Source organism: Mesorhizobium sp. SP-1A (genome assembly GCF_032460275.1).
Taxonomy (GTDB): Bacteria; Pseudomonadota; Alphaproteobacteria; order Rhizobiales; family Rhizobiaceae; genus Mesorhizobium.
On sequence record NZ_JAVXZD010000001.1, the window covers coordinates 62,567 to 84,522 of the forward strand.

The following is a 21,956-nucleotide window of genomic DNA, read 5'->3' on the forward strand; positions in this document are numbered from 1 at the left end:
TCTCCTATTCCGCTGCGACGGCGACCGGCGCCGGTTTGAAATCCTCGGGGAAGTGGGTGATCGCGCTCATCACCGGATAGGGCGTGAAGCCGCCGAGCGCGCAGAGGGACCCGAACTTCATGGTGTTGCAGAGGTCGGCGACCAGAGCGAGGTTCTTCTCCGCTTCGATCCCCTTGGCGACCCTGTCGAGCGTCTCGACGCCGCGGGTCGAGCCGATGCGGCAGGGCGTGCACTTGCCGCAGCTTTCGACGGCGCAGAATTCCATGGCGAAACGGGCCATCTTCATCATGTCGGCGCTCTCGTCGAAGACGGTGATGCCGGCATGGCCGATCAGCCCGTCCTTGGCTGCGAAGGCCTCGTAGTCGAAGGGCGTGTCGAACAGCGCGCGCGGGAAATAGGCGCCGAGCGGACCGCCCACCTGCACCGCCTTCACCGGCCGGCCGGACGCGGTGCCGCCGCCGATCTGGTCCACGATCTCGCCGAGCGTCAGGCCGAAGGCGATCTCGTAGAGGCCGGGGCGCTTCACATTGCCGGCGATCTGGATCGGAATGGTGCCGCGCGAGCGGCCCAGGCCGAAATCCTTGTAGTAGGCCGCGCCCCTGTCCATGATGATCGGCACGGACGCCAGCGAGATCACATTGTTGATGACGGTGGGCTTGCCGAACAGGCCCTGGATCGCGGGCAGCGGCGGCTTGGCGCGTACCACGCCGCGCTTGCCTTCGAGCGAGTTCAGCAGCGAGGTTTCCTCGCCGCACACATAGGCGCCGGCGCCGGCGCGGATTTCCATGTCGAAGGCGTGGGTCGATCCCAGCACGCTCTTGCCGAGCATGCCGCCCTTGCGGGCCACCTGCACGGCCCTGTTCATCTTGTCGATCGCGTGCGGATATTCCGAGCGGACATAGACGAAGCCTTTGGTCGCGCCCGTGGCGACGCCCGCGATCGCCATGCCCTCGATCAGCACGAAGGGGTCGCCTTCCATGATCATGCGGTCGGCGAAAGTAGCGGAGTCGCCTTCGTCGGCGTTGCAGACGATGTATTTCTGGTCGGCAGCCGTGTCGTGGACGGTCTTCCATTTGATGCCGGTGGGAAACCCGGCGCCGCCGCGTCCGCGCAGGCCCGATTCCGTCACCTGGGCGACGATGTCCGCCGGCGCCATGGCGATGGCCTTGCGCAGGCCGGCAAGGCCGCCGTGGCGCTCATAGTCTTCGAGCGACACGGGGTCGATGACGCCGCAGCGCGCGAAGGTCAGCCGGGTCTGCGCGGCCAGGAACGGAATTTCGTCCGGGGCGCCGAGCCGCAGCCTGTGCTCTCCGCCGGAGAGGAAGCCGTTGTCGAACAGGCTCTTGACATCGGCCGGCCTCACCGGACCATACGCCATGCGGCCTTCGGCGGTTTCGATCTCGACCATCGGCTCGAGAAAAAAGGCGCCGCGCGAGCCGTTGCGGACGATCTGCGCCTCGAGGCCGCGTTCGGCCAGTTCCCGCTCGATCGCCTTGGCCACCTTCTCGGCCCCCAGGGAAAGGGCGCCTGAATCGTCCGGAACATAGATGCGGGGTTTCACGAGCGGACCTCCGCTGCAATTTCGTCAATCTTGTCGGCGTCCAGCCGGCCGATCACCTCGCCGTCCAGCATCGCGGCAGGCGAGCAGGAACACAGGCCGAGGCAGTAGACCGGTTCCATCGTGACCGCGCCGTCGGGGGTGGTTTGGTGGAAATCGATGCCGAGCAGCTGCTTCAGCCTGGCGGCGACCGCGTCCGAACCCATGGCCTGGCAGGATTCGGCCTGGCAGACCTTGAGGACGTGGCGCCCGGCGGGCTCGCGGCGGAAGTCGTGGTAGAAGCTCACCACGCCGTGGACCTCCGCCCGCGACAGGTTCAGGCCGGCGGCGATCGCCGGCAGCGCCTCCTGCGGCACGTAGCCGAACTCCTCCTGGATCTCATGCAGGATCGGCAACAGCGGGCCTTCGAGCTTTTTCATGTCCTGGACGATGGCGGCCGCGCGGGTCGCGACTTCGGTACTTGCGTGCTGCCCACTCATGCAGCGCCCTCCCTATCGGAAGCGATGTTTCGCTTAAGCCATTATCCAAACAGAGAAATTCAGGCCGATCAATATCGGCTTTCCGTGAGGTGATAGAAAATATCTATCAACTGTCGGTGAAAACTTCTAACTACTGGGAAAATTATAGATTATTTCCGGGAGCGGAAAGCGTTCGCCAGCGTCGTCGCCTCATCCAGCAGCGCCGAAACCAGGGGGGTCTGCGGCGTGCGCGGCGCGGCAACCAGCCCGACCACGTGGCTGGCGTCCGGATCGACGATGGGGATCGCGTGGATCGGCTCGGCGAACCCGAAGGTCTCGGTCAGGTTGAGCGGCATGATCGAGGACCATTTGCCGGTCCGGATATGGGAGAACAGCACGATCATCGAATTGCTCTCCAGCGTGGGACGAACCTGCGCGCCCGCTTCGGCCAGGTGCTGGTCGATGATTCGCCGGTTCTGCATGTCGGGGGTGAGCAGGCACAGCGGCAGCCGGCTCACTTCGGCCCAGGTCACCTTGTCGCGGTCCGCGTAGGGATTTCCGGTCGAGGTGATGAGCTGGTAGCGTTCCTCGTAGAGCGGAACGCTGGCGACGCGCCCGAGCGGCTCATTGTCGAGATAGGTGATGCCGGCGTCTATCTCGAAATTGCCGAGCAGGGACAGCACCTCGATCGAGGTCCGGGACAGGACCGAGAAGGTCACGCCGGGATGTTTCTCGCGGAACGGCGTGGTCAGCCGCGGCACCATGGCCAGCGCGGTCGGGATGGCGGCGATGCGGATATGGCCGGACAGTCCGTGGCGGGCGGCGCGCATCTCCTCCTTCATGGTGCGCGCGTCGCCGACGATGCGCCGCGCCCAGGCCAGGACCTGCACGCCTTCCGCAGTCAGGCCTTGAAAGCGTGAACCGCGCTTGACCAGCATCACGCCGAGCTGGTCTTCCAGCTGCTTGATGCCGGCCGACAGCGTCGGCTGCGTCACCCTGCACACCTCGGCTGCGCGGCCGAAATGCTCTTCGCGGGCCAGTGCGATGAAGAATTCCAGCTTGTCGATCATGCTTTTCGCTTCTTGCCGGCTTCCGCCGACTGCGCCGGCCCGGCATGTCTTAGAGCGGTTCAGCGCCGGTTGGAAGCGTTCCGCGGCTGCGCCGCAGGTCGCGTGCTCTCGCCATATATCCACATTTTTCGTCGGTGAACGGTTTCCCGCGACGCCGCGTAGCGCTATGTGGAGACACCCGCTGAACAGGATCACGGCGACGAAAGGGCGGACATGCTGAGCTGGTTTCGGGCGCTGCTTCCACGGGAAGACCGCTTCTTCGACCTTTTCGACCGTCATTCGCGCACCGTCGTCGCCGGTGCCGAGGCCTTGCAACGGCTGCTGGCCGGCGAGGACGTCGAAGGCAATTGCAGCAGGATCGTCGAACTCGAGAACGAGGCCGACGCGATCACGGCGGAGGTGCTGCTGGCGGTGCGGCGTTCCTTCATCACGCCCTTCGACCGCGGCGACATCAAGGACCTGATCCAGTCGATGGACGACGCCATCGACATGATGCACAAGACCGTCAAGACGGTGAAGCTGTTCGAGAAGACCGAGTTCGACCCGTTGATGCGCGAAATGGGCACGGTCATCGTCGAAGCGGCGCGGCTGGTCGCCGAGGCCATCCCGCTGCTCAACAAGGTCGGCGCCAACGCGCCGCGGCTGACCGCCTTGACCGAGCAGGTCATGCGCGTGGAGGGCCGCGCGGACGATCTGCACGAGCAGGGGCTGAAGGATCTGTTCCGCCGCCACGGCCGCGGCGACGCCATGGCCTACATGATCGGCTCCGAGATCTATGGCCAGCTCGAAAAGGTGGTGGACCGCTTCGAGGACGTCGCCAACGAAATCAGCGGCATCGTCATCGAGAACGTTTGATCGCAACCGATGGACGCGACCCTCGCCTTTCCCCTGCTGGTCGGCCTGATTGCGGTCGCGCTGTTCTTCGATTTCCTGAACGGCCTGCACGATGCGGCCAATTCCATCGCCACCATCGTCTCGACGCGGGTGCTGCGGCCGCAATATGCGGTGTTCTGGGCGGCCTTCTTCAATTTCATCGCCTTCCTGTTCTTCGGCCTGCATGTGGCGAACACGCTGGGCACGGGCATCATCGACGCCGACACAGTCACGCCGGCGGTGGTCTTCTCGGCTCTTGCCGGCGCGATCGTCTGGAACATCCTCACCTGGGCGCTCGGCATCCCGTCCAGCTCGTCCCACGCGCTGATCGGCGGACTGGTCGGCGCCGGCGTGGCCAAGGCCGGCAGCGGCGCGATCGTCTGGTCCGGCCTGCTCAAGACCACCTCCGCCATTGTGCTGTCGCCCCTGGCGGGCTTCCTGCTGGCCCTGCTTCTGGTGCTCCTGGTTTCGTGGCTGTTCGTGCGGCAGACGCCTTTCGCCGTCGACAACAAGTTCCGCGTGCTGCAGTTCTTCTCCGCCTCGCTCTATTCGCTCGGCCATGGCGGCAACGACGCCCAGAAGACCATGGGCATCATCGCGGTGCTGCTCTATTCGCAGGGCATGCTGGGCGACAAGTTCTACGTACCGCTCTGGGTCGTGCTGACCTGCCAGTCTGCGCTGGCGCTCGGCACGCTGTTCGGCGGCTGGCGCATCGTCCACACCATGGGCTCCAAGATCACGCGGCTGAATCCCATGCAGGGCTTCTGTGCCGAGACGGGCGGCGCGCTCACCCTGTTCGGCGCGACCTGGCTCGGCATTCCGGTGTCCACCACCCACACCATAACCGGCGCCATCATCGGTGTCGGCGCGGCGCGGCGCGTCTCGGCCGTGCGCTGGGGCATCGCCGGAAACATCGTCGTCGCCTGGGTGGTGACGCTTCCGGCGACAGCCGCGATCTCCGCGCTCACCTATGTCATCGTGTCGCTGATCGGCGGGTGAGCGCCGCCGGCGCTTGGAGCGGCCGCGGATTTGCACTATCTCAGCCGTAGCCAACCTGAAGGAAAAGCCATGTCCGTGACCAAGGAAGCCGTCATCGATCGCCTGCGGACGGTCACCGGGCCGGATTTCAGCGGCAATATCGTCGATCTCGGCCTGGTCTCCGACATCTTCATCGCGGATTCGAAGGTCTTCTTCTCCATTACCGTGCCTGCTGCCCGCGCCAAGGAGATGGAGCCGCTGCGGGCCGCCGCCGAGCGCGTGGTCAAGGCCATTCCCGGGGTGGCGAGCGCCATGGTGGCGCTGACCGCGGAAAAGAAGGGCGGCGGCATGGAAAACGCGCCGCCGCGCCCGGCCCCGCGTCCCGCAACATCGGCCCCGGCGGCCCCGGCGCGCCAGCAGGCGCCGGCCGGCCAGCAGCCCGGCAAGCGTGGCGTGCCGGGCATCGAGGCCATCGTGGCGGTGGCATCGGGCAAGGGCGGGGTCGGCAAGTCGACGACCGCCGTCAACATCGCGCTGGGGCTCGCCGCGATCGGCCTCAAGGTCGGCCTCCTCGATGCCGACATCTACGGCCCTTCCGTTCCGCGCCTGCTCGGCATTCGCGGCCGGCCGCAGACCGCGGACGGCAGGATCCTCAAGCCGATGGAAAACTACGGGCTCAAGGTCATGTCGATGGGCTTCCTCGTGGACGAGGAGACGCCGATGATCTGGCGCGGGCCGATGGTGGTCTCGGCGCTGACACAGATGCTGCGCGAGGTCGAATGGGGCCCGCTCGACGTGCTGGTGGTCGACATGCCGCCCGGCACGGGCGACGCCCAGCTCACCATGGCCCAGCAGGTGCCGCTGGCCGGCGCCATCATCGTGTCGACGCCGCAGGACCTGGCCCTGATCGATGCCCGCAAGGGCCTCAACATGTTCAGGAAGGTGGACGTGCCGCTGCTCGGCATCGTCGAGAACATGAGCTATTTCATCGCTCCCGATACCGGCAAGCGCTACGACATCTTCGGCCATGGCGGCGCGAAGAAGGAGGCCGAGCGACTCGGCGTCGCCTTCCTGGGCGAAGTGCCGCTGGAAATGGGCATCCGCGAAAGCTCGGACGGAGGGCACCCGGTGGTCGCCGCCAAGCCGGACGGGGTCGAAGCGAAGATCTACCGCGACATCGCCGGCAGGGTGTGGCAGCGCCTGCAGGAGGAAAAGGCCGGCGCCGAGGGTTCCGCGCCGACCATCGTGTTCGAGTAGGCTTAGGCGTCCGCCCCCACCTTCTCGCCGAAGGTGGAAAAGAACTGCCCTGCCAGCTTGCGCGAGGTGGAATCGATCAGCCTGCTGCCGAGTTGCGCGATCTTGCCGCCGACATCGGCCTTGGCCGCATATTTCAGCACGGTCGCGTCCGCGCCGTCTTCGGTGAGCGTCACGTCGGCGCCGCCCTTGGCAAATCCCGCAATGCCGCCCTTGCCCTCGCCCTGGATGGTGTAGGAATGCGGCGGGTTGAGGTTGGTCAGCGTGACCTCGCCCTGAAAGGTCGCCTTGATCGGGCCGATCTTCAGCACCACGGTGGCGCCCAGTTCCGTGTCCGACTTCTTCTCCAGGCTCTGGCAGCCGGGAATGCTTTCCTTGAGCACGTCGGGGTCGTTCAGCGCTTCCCAAACCTTGCGGATGGGCGCGGCGATGCGCTCCTCGCCTTCGATCACCAGGGCCATTGCGAAAAACCTCCCTTTGCAACGGGATAAGGCGTAGCCTTAGTGCCGGCTCCTGTCTATCGCACCAAAGTGCGGGGCGACGGGACGACCGCACGGCGGCGTCAGGCGGCGAGCGTGCAGCCCCTTGCCTGCCGGCGTTCGTTGCCATATCGATTTGTCTTACAAATACGGAGACTCCCATGGCAGGCGCGCCCACCCGGAAAAAGTTCCGCTCGCAGGAATGGTTCGACAATCCCGACAATCCGGGCATGACGGCGCTCTATCTGGAGCGCTATCTGAATTTCGGCCTGACGCGCGCCGAATTACAGTCGGGCAAGCCGTTGATCGGCATCGCCCAGACCGGCTCGGACCTGTCGCCCTGCAACCGCCACCATCTCGAACTGGCCAAGCGCGTGCGCGCCGGCATCGAGGCGGCGGGCGGCATTCCGTTCGAGTTTCCCTGCCATCCCATCCAGGAGACCGGCAAGCGCCCCACCGCCTCGCTCGACCGCAATCTCGCCTATCTGTCGCTGGTAGAGGTGCTCTATGGCTATCCGATCGACGGCGTGGTGCTGACCATTGGCTGCGACAAGACCACGCCGGCCCTTCTGATGGCGGCGGCAACCGTCAACATCCCGGCCATAGCGCTATCGGTCGGGCCGATGCTGAACGGCTGGCACAAGGGCAAGCGCACCGGCTCCGGCACCATCGTGTGGGAATCGCGCCAGCGCCTGGCGGCCGGGGAGATCGACTATGACGAGTTCATGGAGATCGTCGCTTCCTCGGCGCCTTCGGTCGGCTATTGCAACACCATGGGCACGGCCACCACCATGAACAGCCTGGCCGAGGCGCTGGGCATGCAGCTTCCCGGTTCCGCCGCCATTCCCGCGCCCTATCGCGAGCGCGGCCAGATCTCCTACGAGACCGGCCGCCGTATCGTGGAGATGGTCTACGAGGACCTGAAGCCGTCCGACATCATGACGCGGCAGGCGTTCGAAAACGCCATCGTCGTCAATTCGGCCATCGGCGGCTCCACCAATGCGCCCATCCATCTCAACGCCATCGCCCGCCATCTCGGCGTCGAGCTCGACAATGACGACTGGCAGGCCGTCGGCCACAAGATCCCGTTGCTGGTCAATCTGCAGCCGGCGGGCGAATATCTCGGCGAGGACTACCACCATGCCGGCGGCGTTCCCGCCGTGGTCGCGGAACTGCTTAAGGCGGGTCTCCTGCCGCATCCCGAAGTCCGCACGGTCAACGGCAGGACTATGGCCGAGAACTGCGCCGGGGCGCAGAACCTGGACGAAAAGGTCATCCGTCCGGTGTCCGCCCCGATGATGAAGGAAGCCGGCTTCCTCAACCTCAAGGGCAACTTGTTCGATTCGGCCATCATGAAAACCAGCGTGATCTCGAAGGAGTTTCGCGACCGCTACCTGTCGAACCCGGCCGATCCCGACGCCTTTGAGGGCAGGGCCGCCGTGTTCGACGGACCGGAGGATTATCACGCCCGCATCGACGACCCGGCCGAAGGCATCGACGAACACACCATCCTGTTCATGCGCGGCGCCGGGCCTGTCGGCTATCCCGGCGGCGCCGAGGTGGTGAACATGCAGCCGCCCGCCTACCTCATCAAGAAGGGCATCCACTCGCTGCCCTGCGTCGGCGACGGCCGCCAGTCGGGCACGTCGGGCACGCCGTCGATCCTCAACGCCTCGCCGGAGGCCGCCGTCGGCGGCGGGCTGGCGCTGCTCAGGCCGGGCGACAGGGTGCGCATCGATCTTCGCAAGGGCACGGCCGACATCCTGATTTCGGACGAGGAGCTTGCCACGCGGCGGGCCGCACTCGAAGCCGATGGCGGCTATCGCTATCCGAAGCACCAGACGCCGTGGCAGGAAATCCAGCGCGCCATGGTCGACCAGTTCTCGGAGGGCATGGTGCTGAAACCGGCGGTCAAATATCAGGATGTCGCCCACACCAGCGGTCTGCCGCGCGACAACCACTGAAAACGGGACATTCGAAACGGGGCTGGCGGCCGCCGCTCGAAATTTTTTCCGCCGCCCATGGAATATTCCGGCCGCCTGCCGCGTCTCCTCTGCCATTGTAAAGTGGAGAGGACGAATGATCAGCAGACGTCAGGTGCTCAAGACGGCAGGCGCGGCGGCCCTGGGCGCCGCCGGCGGCATGGCCTTTACGGCCGCCCGCGCCGCGGAAACGGTGGTGCTTCCCTTTGCCAACGGCGACAGGCCGCTGGTGAAATATCCGGGCAAGCGCGCGTTGATCGGCCAGACGACACGGCCGCCGCAGCTCGAAACGCCGTTCGGCGTGTTCAACGAAAGCATCATCACGCCCAACGACGCCTTCTTCGTGCGCTATCATCTGGCCGACATTCCGCTGGACATCGATCCCGCCACCTATCGCATCGAGGTCAAGGGCCTGGTCGAGAAATCCCTGTCGCTTTCGCTCGACGAACTGAAGGCGCTGCACGATCCGGTCGAGATCGTCGCCGTCCATCAATGTTCGGGCAACAGCCGCGGCTTCTTCGAGCCGCGCATGGCCGGCGGGCAACTGGGCAACGGCGCCATGGGCAACGCGCGCTGGAAGGGCGTGCCGCTGAAGGCGGTGCTGGACAAGGCCGGCGTCAAGGCCGGCGCCGTGCAGGTGTCGTTCAACGGGCTGGACGGCCCGGCGCTGCCGGAGACGCCCGATTTCGTCAAGGCGCTCGACATCGACCATGCGCGCGACGGCGAGGTGATGATCGCCTTCGCCATGAACGGCGAGGACCTGCCCTGGCTCAACGGCTTCCCGGTGCGGCTGGTCGTGCCTGGCTGGTACGGCACCTACTGGGTCAAGCACCTCGCTGAGATCACGGTGCTCGACAAGCCGTTCGACGGCTTCTGGATGCAGAAGGCCTACCGCATCCCCGATAACGACTGCATCTGCACGGAGCCCGGCAAGCCGGCCGAGAAGACGGTTCCGATCAACCGCTTCAATGTGCGCTCCTTCATCACCAGCATCATGGGCGGCGACAAGGTTCAGGCGGAGGCGCCGCTCAAGCTGCGCGGCATCGCCTTCGACGGCGGTTCCGGCATCAAGGAGGTCTCGGTCTCCATCGACGGCGGCAAGACCTGGCAGCCGACGACGCTGGGCGAGGACCTGGGCAAATATTCGTTCCGCGAATGGACCGCCACCGTCAAGCTCCCCAAGGGCGAGCATGAACTGAAGGTGCGCGCCACGTCGAACGACGGCAAGACGCAGCCGGAGAAACAGCCCTGGAATCCGTCGGGCTACATGCGCAACGTCATCGAGACCACCAGGGTCATCGCGGCTTGAGGAGGAAGATCATGAAGTTCGTTTCCACCAAGGCCCTTCTCGTCGCCGCTGCCGCCATGCTGGGTGGCGGCTATGCCCTGGCCGACCCGCTCTCTTACGAACTGCCCGACGAGACTGCCGAGTTCAGACCGGGACCGGGCGTCGAACTGGCGCAGTCGAACTGCGCGGCCTGCCATTCGGCAGACTACATCAACACCCAGCCGCCCAAGATGGGCCATGCGTTCTGGGAGGCGGAGGTCAACAAGATGAAGAAGACCTACGGAGCCCCCATTGACGACGCCGACCTGAAGGGTATCGCTGACTACCTGTCGGCAACCTATTGAGAAAGGACGGGCGACATCGAACGGCGTAGCCCAGCCACCTACGGCAGTCGCTTTCCGTCTGCGGAGGGCGGCGGGCCGAGCGGGAAGCCAGGAGAGGGACGATGCTGACGCGCACGCGTTTCGAGACGCGGTTCGCGCCCTATCAGCAGCGGCTCTTCGGTTTCGCGGTCGCCATGACGGGCGACCGCGACCGCGCGCGCGACCTGTTGCACGATTGCGTGGCCCGCGCCGCGGCGGCACGCGTGCGCCCCGCGGACGAGCCCGCCTTCCGCGCCTGGCTGTTTACGATCATGCGCAATCTGTGGATCGACCAGCTGCGCGCGGAGGAACGGCGCTCGCGGGCGGCGGAGACGCTGTCGGACGCCATGGCGCCGATACCGGTCTCGCTCGAAAGCATGGTCGTCGAAACCTTCGCGGTGCGGCAGGCCTTCGAGCTTCTGTCGCACGACCATCGCGAGGTGCTGGCGCTGGTCGACATTTCCGGCTTCAGCTACCAGGAGGCGGCCGATCTCCTCAGCGTGCCGCGCGGAACGGTGATGAGCCGCATCAGCCGCGCAAGGCAGGCGCTGGCGGGGCTTCTGGCGGACGATGGCTCCAACGTCGTCCCCCTTGCACGAAAAACAGGACAGGCATGACCGACACAGACCTCGAAATGCTGAACGCCTATGTCGACGGCGAGCTCTCGCCAGACGCCCGTTCGCTTCTGGAAGCCCGCATCGCCTCGGAGGCAGCACTTGCGCATCGGGTCGAAACGCTAAGGCGCATGAAGCGGCAGGTCGCCGGCATGGGGTCCGAATTCGTGGTCATGCAGGCCCTGCGCGCCGGCACGCGCCCGCGCCCGGTCACCATTGCGGCGGCGGCGGCCGTTCTGTGCCTGGTATTCCTCGGAGGCTGGCTCGGCGCGGTCGCCTTCGACGGCCGCGCCAGATCGCCGGCGGGCGACGAGGTCGCCCAGGCGCTGGCATTGCACGACGACTGGTCGGCCCGGATTCTCGATGCGTCCGCCCCGGCTCTCGATATCCGCAGCTTCGAGGCCCCGCAGCTTGGTGCCGCGGGTCTTTCCCTGGTTTCGCTTCGTTCCGATGCTATGCTGGAGGGACGGCCGGCCGTGCAGGCCGGCTATGCGGGCCGGCACGGCTGCAGGCTGAGCCTGTTCCGCATGGCCGGTTCGGGCGATCCGCGGACCCTTCGTGTCGTCAACGACGGCGACGTGCGCTCCGCCGCATGGGCGGACGCTTCGTTCCGCTACGTCGTGGTTGCGCGCAGGCTCGACATTGCCCGCTTCGCGGCCTTGGCCGACGCTCTCCATTCCATGACGTCGCACATGGGCCAACCGTCCTCGCAGCAGGTGGTTGCGGAGCTGGAGGGCGCGCATCAGCCCTGTAGTTGACGGCCCTTATCCTGCCTCGCTGGCGGCCATGGCCGCAGCCTTTTCGGTCGCGGCGCCAAGACCGGCCCCGACGGCTTCCTTGAAGCCGTGGTCGAGCATGGCCTGAAGCCCCGCCGCCGTCGTACCGCGATAGTCGATGAAGGTTTTCACCATGTCCTCGGGCGAGAAGCTTGCCGCGCGCATCAATTGCGCGGCGTCGGTCACCACGGCGGCGACGGCGCGCCGGGCGACCGCCTCCCCGAGCCCGTTGCGGCGCGCATGTTCCAGCATGGCGGCGGCCAGCAGGGCAGGGAACGCAGGTCCCGACCCGCTGAGCGCGGTAAGGTAGTCGATCGCCGCCTCGTCCGGCACCTCGTCCGCCGTACCGCTGGCCTCGAACATGGCCTGCACGAAGGTCTTGTCGCTGTCGGTGACCGCAGCGCTGGCGCACCAGGGCGAATAGGAACGGCGGATTTCGGCGGCGGCGTTGGGCATCGCCCGCACCACGCGGTCGCTGCCGCAGCGGGTCTGCAGCGTCTTCATGGCGACACCCGCCATCACCGACACCACCAGCTTGCCGCCCGCGTCGATGCCGATGTCGGGAAACTGCTGCGGCCGGACCGACAGCACGATCACGTCGCTGCGCTGGGCCAGCACGGCGTTGTCGGAGATCGCTTCCACATCGGGCCAGTCGGCGAAACTCGGCGCGAGACCGGACCGGGACGAGACGCAAAGGTCGCGCGGCTCGATCACGCCGGCTTCGAGCATGGCAAGCCCGATCGCACTGCCCAGCCAGCCATTGCCGCCCACGATGCCGACCTTGTGCCTGTGCTTCATCCTTCCGGGCCTCCGGGCCATATTGGTGTCGCCCCGGATGCACGATAGAAAGGGGATCCGCCCGGCACAAGGCGGGGCGGTCGCCTATGATGGCCGACGTACCTGCCGTTCCCGGGCATCTGGGTGAAGGACCGTTGACATGACGCTTTCGCTGGCCGCGCAGGACCGGGCGATGCTGGCAGGAGAGGCGGGCGAGGCCGCTTCTTTCGCCATGCGCATTCTCTGCGCTTTTTCCGAAGCCATGGGCGCCCCGGAACTGCTCGACATCTCCCGCGCGCATATTGACGGCTGCCTCTATCATGGTCAGGTCAGCCTCGATTTCGTCGAGCGGCTGGCCGGACATGGCGGCAAGGTGCGGGTGCCGACCACGCTGAATGTCGGGTCGCTCGACCTGATCCACCCCGAAATCATGCGCATGAGCCCCGACGAGCAGGCGCCGGCCCGGCGGTTGATGCGGGTGCATGAGGAGCTCGGTTGCCAGCCCTCCTTCACCTGTGCGCCCTATCAGACGCTGTTCCGGCCAGTTTTCGGCGAGCAGATCGCCTGGGGCGAATCCAACGCCATCGTCTTCGCCAATTCGGTGATCGGCGCGCGCACCAACCGCTATGGCGATTTCATCGACCTGTGCTGCGCCATGACGGGACGTGCGCCGGCCTGGGGGCTGCATCTCGACGAGAACCGCCACGGCCGTCTGCATTTCCGGCTGGTCGGCTTCCCGGCCTCGCTCGCACCCGGCGATGCCCTTTACGTCGCCGTCGGCCTGATCGTCGGCCAGCGCTCGGGCGAGCTTGTGCCGGTCATAGAGGGCTTGCCGCCGCCGCGCGACGAGGACCAGTTGAAGGCGCTGGGCGCGGCCGCCGCTTCCAGCGGCGCGGTGGCGTTGTTCCACGCGGTCGGCATCACGCCGGAAGCGCCGACCCTTGCCGAAGCCTTCGGCGGCAGGTCGCCGCTGGAGACGATCGACATCACGCCGCAGGATGTCGCCCGCGCGCTGAAACATCTGTCCAGCGTGCCGGATGGGTTTCCGATCAGCGCCGTCTGCCTCGGCACGCCGCATTTTTCGCGCGCCGAATGGGACCGGCTGCTGGCGCTGCTGCGGCATGCTGGTGCCGCGAGCAAGGTGCCGATCTACGTCAACACCGGCCGCGCGACGCTGGCCGAGTTGGAGAAGGCCGGGGAACTGCGCGACGCCGCCGCGCTCGGCCTCGTTCCGGTCGCGGACACCTGCACCTATGTCACCGCGATCCTGAAGGAACTGGACGGTGCGGTAATGACCAATTCCGGCAAGTGGGCGCACTATGCGCCCGGCAATATCGGCGTTGAAGTGGGTTTCGGTGCGCTTGAGGATTGCGTTGTCTCAGCCCTTGCCGGCCGCGTCGTCCGGAGCGCGCCATGAACCGCGCCGCGAAGGCTTATGCGCCCGGCGTGGCAGCAGGCACCGCATTGGTGCTTGCGCGGGAACTGAGCTTCTGGGGCGGCGTGGAGCCGGAAACCGGCCGTATCATTGATCGCTCGCATCCCGATCTTGGAAAGAGCGTAGACGGAAAGGTTCTGGTGATGGCGGGCGGGCGCGGCTCGTCCTCCTCGTCCTCCGTGCTGGCTGAAACGATCCGGCGCGGCACCGGACCGGTCGCCGTCCTGCTGTCGCGGCCCGATCCGATCATCACCGTGGGCGCGCTGGTGGCGGCTTCGCTCTACGGCATCGAATGCCCGGTCGTGGTCTGTTCGACCGAGAACATCGCCAGCGGCGACATGCTGCGCGTCGAGACCGCGCCCGATGGCACGGCCAGCGTGGAGCGATTGCCGGCCGAGGATTCGAACCCGGCCTGAACGCCCGTCCGGCCTTTCGGGTCAGGCCGCGTGCTTGCGCGCGAGCCTCGCCTTGATGCTTTCCACGTCGGCGCGCGGCGTGGCGGCGAACAGCGTCTTGGTGTAGCTGTGCTGCGGGTTGGAGAACACCTCGTCGCGCGGGCCATATTCCACCGCCTCGCCGAAATACATCACCATCACCTCGTCGGCGATGTAGCGCACCACCGACAGGTCGTGGCTGATGAAGATGTAGGTGAGCTGGAACTCGTCCTGCAGGTCGGCCAGAAGGTTCAGAACCTGCGCCTGCACCGAAAGGTCGAGCGCCGAAACCGGCTCGTCCAGCACCAGCAGGCTGGGGTTCAGCATCAGCGCGCGTGCGATCGCGATGCGCTGGCGCTGGCCGCCCGAGAACATGTGCGGATAGCGATTGTAGTGTTCCGGCCCCAGGCCCACCTTGGTCAGCATCCGCATCGCCAGTTCGCGGCGCTCCGCGGCCGGCTTGTCGGTGTTGATCTTCAGCGGCTCGCCGAGAATGTCGCCGATCTTCTGGCGCGGGTTGAGCGACCCGTAGGGGTTCTGGAACACGATCTGCACCTTGCGGCGCATCTCCTTCGACAGGCCGTCTTTGGCGATGTCGACCTTGTTGCCGCCGATGAACAATTCGCCTGCGGTCGGCGCGTCGATCAGCGTGATGATGCGTGCCAGCGTGGACTTGCCGCAGCCGGATTCGCCGACGATGGCCAGCGTCTTGCCCTTCTCCACCGAGAAGGAAACGCCCTTGACCGCATGGACGGTGCGCGCTGGGCGCACCAGCCCGCCGCTGACATGATAGTCGCGCTTGATGTCACGGCCTTCGACGACGACTGTCATTGCGCGGCTCCCGGCGCGGGTTCGAACATCATGTCGGAGACGGTCGGCAGCCGGTCGCCGACGGCGTTGTCCGGCAGGGCCGAGAGCAGGGCGCGCGTATAGTTGCTTTGCGGGTTCTCGAACAGCGAAAGCACGTCGGCCTCTTCCATCTTGCGGCCCTTGTATTGCACCACGACCCGGTCGGCGGTCTCGGCCACCACGCCCATATTATGGGTGATCATGATCAGCCCCATGCCGTATTCGGCCTGCAGGCGCACCAGAAGGTCGAGGATCTGCTTCTGGATGGTCACGTCCAGCGCCGTGGTCGGCTCGTCCGCGATCAACAGCTTCGGATTGCAGGCGATGGCCATGGCGATCATGACGCGCTGGCACTGGCCGCCCGACATCTGGTGGGGAAAGGAGCCGAGGCGCTCGGCCGGCTCGGCAATGCCCACCAGCGAGAGCAGCTCGATGGCGCGGGCGCGCCGTTTCGCCCGGTCCATGCCCATGTGGAAGCGCAGCACCTCCTCGATCTGGAACCCTATCGTGAAGCACGGGTTGAGGCTCGCGATCGGCTCCTGGAAGATCATCGAGATGTCCTTGCCGATGATCTTGCGCCGCTGTTCGGGCGAAAGCGTCAAAAGGTCCTTGCCGTCGAACGTCATGCGGTCGGCCTTCACCGTGGCGGAGGAGGGCAGCAGGCCCATCACCGCCAGCATCGACACGGACTTGCCGGAGCCGGATTCGCCGACGATGGCGAGCACCTCGCGCGGCTCGATGGAAAGGTCGATGCCGCGCACCGCCATGAACGGCCCGGTCGAGGTGTCGAAGGAAACGGTAAGGTTCCTGATTTCAAGCAGCGGCATGGCTCACGACCTCTTCAACTTGGGGTCGAGTGCATCGCGCAGCCCGTCGCCGATCAGGTTGATGGCGAAGACGGTGATGAGGATGGCGAGGCCGGGGAAGGTCACCACCCACCAGGCGCGCAGGATGAATTCGCGCGCCTCGGCCAGCATCGTGCCCCATTCCGGCGTCGGCGGCTGCGCGCCCATGCCGAGGAAGCCGAGTGCAGCCGCCTCCAGGATGGCGTTGGAGAAGGAAAGCGTGGCCTGCACGATCAGCGGCGCCACGCAGTTCGGCATGATCGTCACCAGCATCAGGCGCAGGTGCGAGGCGCCCGCCACCTTGGCCGCCACCACATATTCGCGGTTCTTTTCGGCCATCACCGCCGCCCGGGTCAGCCGCGCGAAATGCGGCTGCAGCACAAAGGCGATCGCGATCATGGCATTCACCAGCCCCGGTCCCAGTATGGCCACCAGCACCAGCGCCAGAAGCAGCGACGGGAAGGACAGGATGATGTCCATGACGCGCATGATCAGCGTATCGACCCAGCCGCGGCAGTATCCGGCCAGGAGCCCGAGGATGACGCCCGAGACCAGAGCCGCCGTCACCACGACGAAGCCGATGGCCAGCGAGAAGCGCGAGCCGTAGATCAGCCGCGAAAGGATGTCGCGACCGACGGCGTCGGTGCCGAGCAGGAAGGCCGGCTTGCCGCCTTCCTGCCATGCCGGCGGGGTCAGCAGCGAGTCGCGGAACTGCTCGTTGGGCAGATGCGGCGCCAGAAGCGGCGCGAAGATCGCCATCAGGATCAGGAGGACGAACACCGCCAGGCCGATGACGGCGCCCTTGTTGATCGAGAAATAATACCAGAATTCCGCCAGAGCGTTCTGGGGCGGGCTGGTCGGGACGGTGGCGGCAGTGCCTTCGCCTGCGGTCTGGTCGGCCATCTTACTGCACCCTGATGCGGGGGTTGATGACGGCATAGAGCACGTCGACGATCAGGTTCACTGACATGACGATCAGCGCGATGAGCAGAAGCCCTCCCTGCACGGCGAAGTAGTCGCGCTTGGAAATAGCATCGATCATCCATTTGCCGATGCCCGGCCATGAGAAGATCGATTCCGTCAGGATCGCCCCGGTCAGCAGCGTGCCGACCTGCAGGCCGATGGTCGTGACGACCGGGATGAGCGCGTTGCGGAAGGCGTGCAGGCCGATGACCCGGCGCGGCGTAAGGCCCTTGGCGCGGGCGGTGCGCACATAGTCCTCGCCCAGGACCTCCAGCATGGCCGAGCGCGTCTGGCGCGCGATGACCGCCAGTGGGATCGTGCCCAGCACGATCGTCGGCAGGATGAGGTGCGACAGCGCCGAGCGGAAGGCGCCTTTCTGTCCGGAGATCAGCGCGTCGATGGTGGCGAAGCCCGTCACCGGCTTGAAGAAATACATCAGGTCGATGCGGCCCGAGACCGGCGTCCAGTGCAGTGTGCCGGAGAAGACGATGATGAGCAGCAGGCCCCACCAGAAGATCGGCATGGAGTAGCCGGCCAGAGCCGTGCCCATGGTGACCTGGTCGAACCAGGAGCCGCGCCTGACTGCGGCGAAGATGCCGAGCGCCACGCCGATCACCACGGCGAAGATCATGGCGAAGATGGCCAGTTCCACCGTTGCGGGGAAGCGCGACAGGAATTCCTTCAGCACCGGCGTCTTGGTCGAGAAGGATATGCCGAAATCGCCATGCAGCACATTGTTGAGATAGGCCAGATACTGGCGCCACATCGGCTGGTCGAAGCCGAACTGGTGCATCAGCTCCTGGTAGCGTGCCGGCGCGATGCCGCGTTCGCCGGCCAGCACCAGCACGGGATCGCCCGGCAGCACGCGCACGAAGGCGAAAGCGAGAACCGTGATCCCCAGGAAAGTGGGGACGATGAGGAGGATCTTGTTGAGTATGTATCGGAGCATGAGCGGAAGGGGCGGCGCTTTCCGGCGCCGCCCCCCCTTCGTTGGTTATTCGGCGATGTCGACGCCGTCGAAGCGGTGAATGCCCAGCGGGTCCATGGCGAAGCCGGTGACGGTCTTCTGCATCGGCATGAACACCTTCGAGTGGGCCAGCGTCGCCCAGGGCGCCTGCTCCTTGAAGATGACCTGCGCCTGCTCGTAGAGCTTGGCGCGCTCGGCCTGGTCGGACACGGTACGGGCCTTGATGATGAGCGCGTCGAAGTCCTTGTTGCACCATTCGGCGCGGTTGTTGGACCCGACCGCCGCGCAGGACAGCAGAACGCCGAGGAAGTTGTCCGGATCGCCGTTGTCGCCGGTCCAGCCGACGATGACGGCGCCGTCGTGATCCACCGCCGAGGCACGCTTCAGATATTCGGCCCAGTCATAGGAGACGATGTTCACCGTGACGCCGACCTTGGCGAAATCGGCCTGGATCAGTTCGGCCGCGCGCCGCGCGTTCGGCATGTAGGGGCGCGACACCGGCATCGCCCACACGTTCATCTTCAGGCCCTTCACGCCGGCCTCTTCCAGAAGCTTCTTGGCGGCATCCGGATCGTAGGGGTCGTCCTTGACGTTCTTGTTGTAGCCCCACATCGTCGGCGGGATGGGATTGACGGCCACCGTGCCGGCGCCCTGGAACACGGCGTCGATGATGGCCTGCTTGTTGATGGCCATGTTGAGCGCCTTGCGCACCCGCGCGTCGTCGAACGGCTTCTGCTGGGTGTTGTACATCAGCGCGCCGATGTTCAGGCCTTCCTGCTCGTCCACCTTGAGGTTCGTATCGGCCTGCAGGCCCGAGATGTCGGCGGGCGCCGGGTAGGACATGATGTTGCATTCGCCGGCCTTCAGCTTCTGCGCGCGCACGGCCGGGTCGGTGGTGATGGCGAACACCAGATTGTCGAGCTTCTGCTTGCCGCCCCAATAGTCCGGGTTTGCGGTGTAGCGGATGGCCGCGTCGGTCTGGTAATCGACGAAGATGTAGGGGCCGGTGCCGACCGGCTTCTGGTTGAACAGCTCCGGCGTCTTGTCGGCCTGCAGCTTGTCGGCATATTCCTTCGAGACGATGGAGGCGAAATCCATGCCCAGCGTCGGGATGAAGGTGATGTTCGGCTCCTTGAGCGTGAACTTCACCGTAAGGTCGTCGATCTTCTCGACCTTGGTGATGTTGTCGCCGAACTGGTCGTTGTAATACTGGTAGGCGATGCCGGGGATATATTGGAACCAGGGACCCTTCTTGTCGACCTGGCGCTGGAACGAGAACACGACGTCGTCGGCGTTGAATTCACGGCTGGGCGTGAAATACTCGGTCGCCCCGAACTTCACGCCCTTGCGCAGCTTGAACGTGTATTCCTTGCCGTCGTCGGAGATCGTCCAGCTTTCCGCCAGCCCCGGCGAAACGGTGGTCTTGCCGTGATCGAACTCGACCAGGCGGTTGAAGACGGTGCGCGACGAGGCGTCGAAGGTCTGCCCTGCCGTATAGGGTGCCGGATCGAAGCCTTCGGGCGAGGCTTCCGAGCAATAGACCAGCGTTTTCGCGTTGGCAGCTCCGCCCATGACTGTTGCGGCAAGCAACGCGGCCGCAAGGGTCGATTTTATTTTCATTGAGCACTCCCTGATTGCTTTCCAAGCCCCTCTGATCAGGCTCGTGAAGCGCGCATATAAGCACCGTTTTCGCGGCTTTGGAACTGCCTGCCCGCTGGCGGCCCCGCAAGAGGAATAACATTTCCTGAAGCGCCAGATCGAAGAAAGGATATGGCGCGGATCATGCCCTCACGTTGATATTAATGTCCGTATTTTTCCTTGAGCGAGCCATTCTGGCGGCTCCTTTCGCGGTCTTGAAACCAGGTGCCGCTGCGGCATGTCGGCCTGATCCTTGCAGGCTTGCAAGGTCGTCGATTGTCGCCAATAGATAGCTGCAAGGGAACGTAGGGGCGAGCCGCATTGCGGCCGGCGGGCGGGGTTCTTGGGACCCCACCTGCCTGGGACAGGCCCGCATTCTCCTTGAAGCGGCGTAACCATCGGAGGATCGGATGGCGAAGGCGACAAAGACGACGGGTCCGGCAGGCCCTGCTGCGAAGGGCGGCAAGGTCTCGAAGGCGGTTTTGGCCGGGAAAGCCGCCCAGGGCGCCAAGGCTGCGACCGAGACTGCGACTGGAAGGCCGGCCTCGCCGCCGAAGTCCTTGCCCAAGGCGGATGCGCCCTTGGCTACGGCTTCGTCCAAGCCATGGCTCGCCAGCTATCCCGAAAACATGCCGGCCGAAATCGGCACCCTGCCGGCCGGTTCGATCGGTGAACTGCTGGAGGCGGCATGCCGGCAATATGCGCGCCGTCCCGCCTTCACCTGCATGGGCAAAGTCCTTTCCTATGCCGAGGTGGAGCGCTTGTCGGCGGCGTTTGCCGTCTTCCTGCAATCGCGGGGGTTGCAGCAAGGCGCGCGCGTGGCGCTGATGATGCCGAACATCCTGCAATATCCGGTGGCGATGCTGGCGGTGCTCAGGGCCGGCTATGTCGTCGTCAATGTCAACCCGCTCTACACGCCGCGCGAACTTGAGCACCAGCTCAGGGATTCGGGCGCCGAAGCCATCGTGATCCTTGAGAATTTCGCCACGACGCTGCAGGCGGTGGTCGCCCGCACGCCGGTCAGGCATGTCATCGTCGCTTCACTGGGCGAGATGCTGGGCGGCATGAAGGGCGCGCTGGTCAATTTCGTGGTGCGGCGGGTGAAGAAGCTGGTTCCGGCGTGGTCGCTGCCCGGGCATGTGCGTTTTTCCGCCGCACTGCGGCAGGGCGCCGGCCGGCACCTGAAACCGGTCGAGGTGATGCCGACCGACACCGCTTTCCTGCAATATACGGGCGGAACCACGGGCGTGTCGAAGGGCGCTACCCTGCTGCATCGCAACGTGCTGGCCAATGTGGCGCAACTGGCGCTGTGGGTGGAGGACGCCTACACGGTCCGCCCCAAGCCGGACCACCTGACCTATGTCTGCGCGCTGCCGCTCTATCATATCTTCGCGCTCACCGTGAACGCGCTGATGGGCATGCAGCAGGGCGCGATGAACATCCTGATCCCGAACCCGCGCGACATTCCCGCTTTCGTCAAGGAACTGTCGGGCAAGCCGTTCCACATCTTTCCGGGCCTCAACACGCTGTTCAACGCGCTGCTCAACAACGAGGATTTCCGCAAGCTCGACTTCTCCACGCTGCTGCTCAGCCTCGGCGGCGGCATGGCGGTGCAGAGGGGCGTGGCCGAACGATGGAAGGCGTTGACGGGCAACCACATCACCGAAGGCTACGGCCTGTCGGAAACCTCGCCCGTGGCCACCGCCAACAAATGCAGCTCGCCCGACTTCACCGGCACCATCGGACTGCCGATCCCCTCGACCGAGATCGCCATACGCGACGACGACGGCAACGACATGCCGCTCGGCGAGGTTGGCGAGATCTGCATCCGCGGGCCGCAGGTGATGGCCGGCTATTGGAACCGCCCGGACGAGACCGAGAAGGTGATGACGAAGGACGGCTATTTCCGCTCCGGCGACATGGGCTTCATGGACGGGCGCGGCTACACCAAGATCGTCGATCGCAAGAAGGACATGATCCTGGTCTCCGGCTTCAACGTCTACCCCAACGAGCTGGAGGAAGTGGTGGCGCGCCATCCCGGCGTGCTGGAAGTGGCCGCCATCGGCATCCCGGACGAACACTCCGGCGAGGTGCCGAAACTGTTCGTGGTCAGGAAGGACCCGGCGCTGACGGTGGAGGAACTCGTCGCCTACTGCCGCGCCAATCTCACCGGCTACAAGCGCCCGAAGCAGATCGAGTTCAGGGACGAGTTGCCCAAGACACCGGTCGGCAAGATCCTGCGGCGCGAATTGCGGGGATAGGGGGGCTGCGGCGGCAGAATATTTTTACCCGGGCAATGTTGACTGGAATTATACCCGGATATAAATGAGCGCATCGAACATACGCTCAAGGATAT

Annotated in this window: 21 protein-coding genes; 11 read left to right on the forward strand and 10 right to left on the reverse strand. The window is 65.6% G+C overall.

Features of this window, described 5'->3' with window-relative positions; genetic code table 11:
- Positions 1-4: 4 nt before the first annotated feature.
- The 3 genes from QU595_RS00275 to QU595_RS00285 all read right to left on the reverse strand — a co-directional run bounded on the left by QU595_RS00275 (position 5) and on the right by QU595_RS00285 (position 3,086).
- A complete protein-coding gene (locus tag QU595_RS00275; RefSeq protein ID WP_315918156.1) occupies positions 5-1,561 on the reverse strand; it encodes an NADH-quinone oxidoreductase subunit NuoF in 1,557 nt (518 codons plus the stop codon).
- Entirely contained in the window at positions 1,558-2,037 is a 480-nt protein-coding gene (locus tag QU595_RS00280; RefSeq protein WP_315918158.1) for a formate dehydrogenase subunit gamma, read from the reverse strand. Before QU595_RS00280 ends, QU595_RS00275 begins: the two co-directional genes overlap by 4 nt.
- A 149-nt stretch (positions 2,038-2,186) precedes the next feature.
- Positions 2,187-3,086: a LysR family transcriptional regulator gene (locus QU595_RS00285; RefSeq protein WP_315918159.1), complete on the reverse strand. Its 900-nt coding sequence runs from the start codon at positions 3,084-3,086 to the stop codon at positions 2,187-2,189.
- A gap of 213 nt (positions 3,087-3,299) precedes the next feature.
- On the opposite strand from QU595_RS00285, the gene QU595_RS00290 reads away from it, so the two are divergent.
- The 3 genes from QU595_RS00290 to QU595_RS00300 all read left to right on the forward strand — a co-directional run bounded on the left by QU595_RS00290 (position 3,300) and on the right by QU595_RS00300 (position 6,194).
- Positions 3,300-3,941: a DUF47 domain-containing protein gene (locus QU595_RS00290; protein WP_315918161.1), complete on the forward strand. Its 642-nt coding sequence runs from the start codon at positions 3,300-3,302 to the stop codon at positions 3,939-3,941.
- Positions 3,942-3,950: 9 nt separating this feature from the next.
- Positions 3,951-4,958: an inorganic phosphate transporter gene (locus QU595_RS00295; protein WP_315918162.1), complete on the forward strand. Its 1,008-nt coding sequence runs from the start codon at positions 3,951-3,953 to the stop codon at positions 4,956-4,958.
- 69 nt (positions 4,959-5,027) lie between these two features.
- The gene (locus QU595_RS00300; protein ID WP_315918163.1) at positions 5,028-6,194 is read left to right on the forward strand and encodes an Mrp/NBP35 family ATP-binding protein; all 1,167 of its coding nucleotides are present in this window, start codon (positions 5,028-5,030) and stop codon (positions 6,192-6,194) included.
- 2 nt (positions 6,195-6,196) lie between these two features.
- Here QU595_RS00300 and QU595_RS00305 read toward each other — a convergent pair whose 3' ends face one another.
- Positions 6,197-6,652 (reverse strand): carbon monoxide dehydrogenase subunit G, encoded by a 456-nt coding sequence (locus QU595_RS00305; RefSeq protein ID WP_315918164.1) that lies wholly within the window; start codon positions 6,650-6,652, stop codon positions 6,197-6,199.
- A gap of 179 nt (positions 6,653-6,831) precedes the next feature.
- Here QU595_RS00305 and QU595_RS00310 point away from each other — a divergent pair, with 179 nt between their 5' ends.
- From QU595_RS00310 to QU595_RS00330, 5 genes are all read left to right on the forward strand, one after another.
- Entirely contained in the window at positions 6,832-8,634 is a 1,803-nt protein-coding gene (locus QU595_RS00310; RefSeq protein WP_315918166.1) for an IlvD/Edd family dehydratase, read from the forward strand.
- A 115-nt stretch (positions 8,635-8,749) separates the two neighbouring features.
- Entirely contained in the window at positions 8,750-9,961 is a 1,212-nt protein-coding gene (locus QU595_RS00315; protein ID WP_315918168.1) for a molybdopterin-dependent oxidoreductase, read from the forward strand.
- Between the two features lie 11 nt (positions 9,962-9,972).
- Positions 9,973-10,284 (forward strand): cytochrome c, encoded by a 312-nt coding sequence (locus QU595_RS00320; RefSeq protein WP_315918169.1) that lies wholly within the window; start codon positions 9,973-9,975, stop codon positions 10,282-10,284.
- Positions 10,285-10,385: 101 nt separating this feature from the next.
- On the forward strand, positions 10,386-10,919 hold the full coding sequence (locus tag QU595_RS00325) for an RNA polymerase sigma factor (RefSeq protein WP_315918170.1): 534 nt from the start codon (positions 10,386-10,388) through the stop codon (positions 10,917-10,919).
- Positions 10,916-11,674 (forward strand): hypothetical protein, encoded by a 759-nt coding sequence (locus QU595_RS00330; RefSeq protein ID WP_315918172.1) that lies wholly within the window; start codon positions 10,916-10,918, stop codon positions 11,672-11,674. The genes QU595_RS00325 and QU595_RS00330 overlap by 4 nt, the downstream gene beginning before the upstream one ends.
- 6 nt (positions 11,675-11,680) lie before the next feature.
- Here the strand turns inward: QU595_RS00330 and QU595_RS00335 are convergent, their stop codons facing one another.
- Positions 11,681-12,490: a pyrroline-5-carboxylate reductase family protein gene (locus QU595_RS00335; RefSeq protein ID WP_315918174.1), complete on the reverse strand. Its 810-nt coding sequence runs from the start codon at positions 12,488-12,490 to the stop codon at positions 11,681-11,683.
- 139 nt (positions 12,491-12,629) lie between these two features.
- On the opposite strand from QU595_RS00335, the gene QU595_RS00340 reads away from it, so the two are divergent.
- Positions 12,630-13,886, forward strand: a complete 1,257-nt coding sequence (locus QU595_RS00340) for an aconitase X catalytic domain-containing protein (RefSeq protein ID WP_315918175.1) — start codon at positions 12,630-12,632, stop codon at positions 13,884-13,886.
- On the forward strand, positions 13,883-14,320 hold the full coding sequence (locus QU595_RS00345) for an aconitase X swivel domain-containing protein (protein ID WP_315918176.1): 438 nt from the start codon (positions 13,883-13,885) through the stop codon (positions 14,318-14,320). Before QU595_RS00340 ends, QU595_RS00345 begins: the two co-directional genes overlap by 4 nt.
- A gap of 21 nt (positions 14,321-14,341) precedes the next feature.
- Here QU595_RS00345 and QU595_RS00350 read toward each other — a convergent pair whose 3' ends face one another.
- Genes QU595_RS00350 through QU595_RS00370 form a run of 5 tightly spaced genes read right to left on the reverse strand, consistent with a single transcriptional unit; the run spans position 14,342 to position 19,582 of the window.
- The gene (locus QU595_RS00350; RefSeq protein WP_315918177.1) at positions 14,342-15,169 is read right to left on the reverse strand and encodes a dipeptide ABC transporter ATP-binding protein; all 828 of its coding nucleotides are present in this window, start codon (positions 15,167-15,169) and stop codon (positions 14,342-14,344) included.
- Complete coding sequence (locus QU595_RS00355; RefSeq protein ID WP_315918178.1) at positions 15,166-16,014, reverse strand: ABC transporter ATP-binding protein; 849 nt, start codon at positions 16,012-16,014, stop codon at positions 15,166-15,168. The genes QU595_RS00350 and QU595_RS00355 overlap by 4 nt, the downstream gene beginning before the upstream one ends.
- A gap of 3 nt (positions 16,015-16,017) precedes the next feature.
- Positions 16,018-16,935: an ABC transporter permease subunit gene (locus QU595_RS00360; RefSeq protein WP_315918180.1), complete on the reverse strand. Its 918-nt coding sequence runs from the start codon at positions 16,933-16,935 to the stop codon at positions 16,018-16,020.
- Position 16,936: 1 nt separating this feature from the next.
- Positions 16,937-17,944 carry an ABC transporter permease subunit gene (locus tag QU595_RS00365; RefSeq protein ID WP_315918181.1) on the reverse strand — a complete coding sequence of 336 codons (1,008 nt, stop codon included), beginning with the start codon at positions 17,942-17,944 and terminating at the stop codon, positions 16,937-16,939.
- Positions 17,945-17,989: 45 nt separating this feature from the next.
- Positions 17,990-19,582 (reverse strand): ABC transporter substrate-binding protein, encoded by a 1,593-nt coding sequence (locus tag QU595_RS00370; RefSeq protein WP_315918182.1) that lies wholly within the window; start codon positions 19,580-19,582, stop codon positions 17,990-17,992.
- Between the two features lie 428 nt (positions 19,583-20,010).
- Between QU595_RS00370 and QU595_RS00375 the strand changes: the two genes are divergently transcribed.
- On the forward strand, positions 20,011-21,861 hold the full coding sequence (locus QU595_RS00375) for a long-chain-fatty-acid--CoA ligase (protein WP_315918184.1): 1,851 nt from the start codon (positions 20,011-20,013) through the stop codon (positions 21,859-21,861).
- The last annotated feature ends 95 nt before the right edge of the window (positions 21,862-21,956 follow it).

Coding starts and splice junctions, on each gene's coding strand:
- QU595_RS00330 (WP_315918172.1), top strand. CDS start 10,916: ATGACCGACACAGACCTCGAAATGCTGAACGCCTATGTCGACGGCGAG.
- QU595_RS00375 (WP_315918184.1), top strand. CDS start 20,011: ATGGCGAAGGCGACAAAGACGACGGGTCCGGCAGGCCCTGCTGCGAAG.
- QU595_RS00335 (WP_315918174.1), bottom strand. CDS start 12,490: ATGAAGCACAGGCACAAGGTCGGCATCGTGGGCGGCAATGGCTGGCTG.
- QU595_RS00340 (WP_315918175.1), top strand. CDS start 12,630: ATGACGCTTTCGCTGGCCGCGCAGGACCGGGCGATGCTGGCAGGAGAG.
- QU595_RS00315 (WP_315918168.1), top strand. CDS start 8,750: ATGATCAGCAGACGTCAGGTGCTCAAGACGGCAGGCGCGGCGGCCCTG.
- QU595_RS00345 (WP_315918176.1), top strand. CDS start 13,883: ATGAACCGCGCCGCGAAGGCTTATGCGCCCGGCGTGGCAGCAGGCACC.
- QU595_RS00285 (WP_315918159.1), bottom strand. CDS start 3,086: ATGATCGACAAGCTGGAATTCTTCATCGCACTGGCCCGCGAAGAGCAT.
- QU595_RS00305 (WP_315918164.1), bottom strand. CDS start 6,652: ATGGCCCTGGTGATCGAAGGCGAGGAGCGCATCGCCGCGCCCATCCGC.
- QU595_RS00365 (WP_315918181.1), bottom strand. CDS start 17,944: ATGCTCCGATACATACTCAACAAGATCCTCCTCATCGTCCCCACTTTC.
- QU595_RS00360 (WP_315918180.1), bottom strand. CDS start 16,935: ATGGCCGACCAGACCGCAGGCGAAGGCACTGCCGCCACCGTCCCGACC.
- QU595_RS00350 (WP_315918177.1), bottom strand. CDS start 15,169: ATGACAGTCGTCGTCGAAGGCCGTGACATCAAGCGCGACTATCATGTC.
- QU595_RS00310 (WP_315918166.1), top strand. CDS start 6,832: ATGGCAGGCGCGCCCACCCGGAAAAAGTTCCGCTCGCAGGAATGGTTC.
- QU595_RS00370 (WP_315918182.1), bottom strand. CDS start 19,582: ATGAAAATAAAATCGACCCTTGCGGCCGCGTTGCTTGCCGCAACAGTC.
- QU595_RS00355 (WP_315918178.1), bottom strand. CDS start 16,014: ATGCCGCTGCTTGAAATCAGGAACCTTACCGTTTCCTTCGACACCTCG.
- QU595_RS00320 (WP_315918169.1), top strand. CDS start 9,973: ATGAAGTTCGTTTCCACCAAGGCCCTTCTCGTCGCCGCTGCCGCCATG.
- QU595_RS00280 (WP_315918158.1), bottom strand. CDS start 2,037: ATGAGTGGGCAGCACGCAAGTACCGAAGTCGCGACCCGCGCGGCCGCC.
- QU595_RS00295 (WP_315918162.1), top strand. CDS start 3,951: ATGGACGCGACCCTCGCCTTTCCCCTGCTGGTCGGCCTGATTGCGGTC.
- QU595_RS00300 (WP_315918163.1), top strand. CDS start 5,028: ATGTCCGTGACCAAGGAAGCCGTCATCGATCGCCTGCGGACGGTCACC.
- QU595_RS00325 (WP_315918170.1), top strand. CDS start 10,386: ATGCTGACGCGCACGCGTTTCGAGACGCGGTTCGCGCCCTATCAGCAG.
- QU595_RS00290 (WP_315918161.1), top strand. CDS start 3,300: ATGCTGAGCTGGTTTCGGGCGCTGCTTCCACGGGAAGACCGCTTCTTC.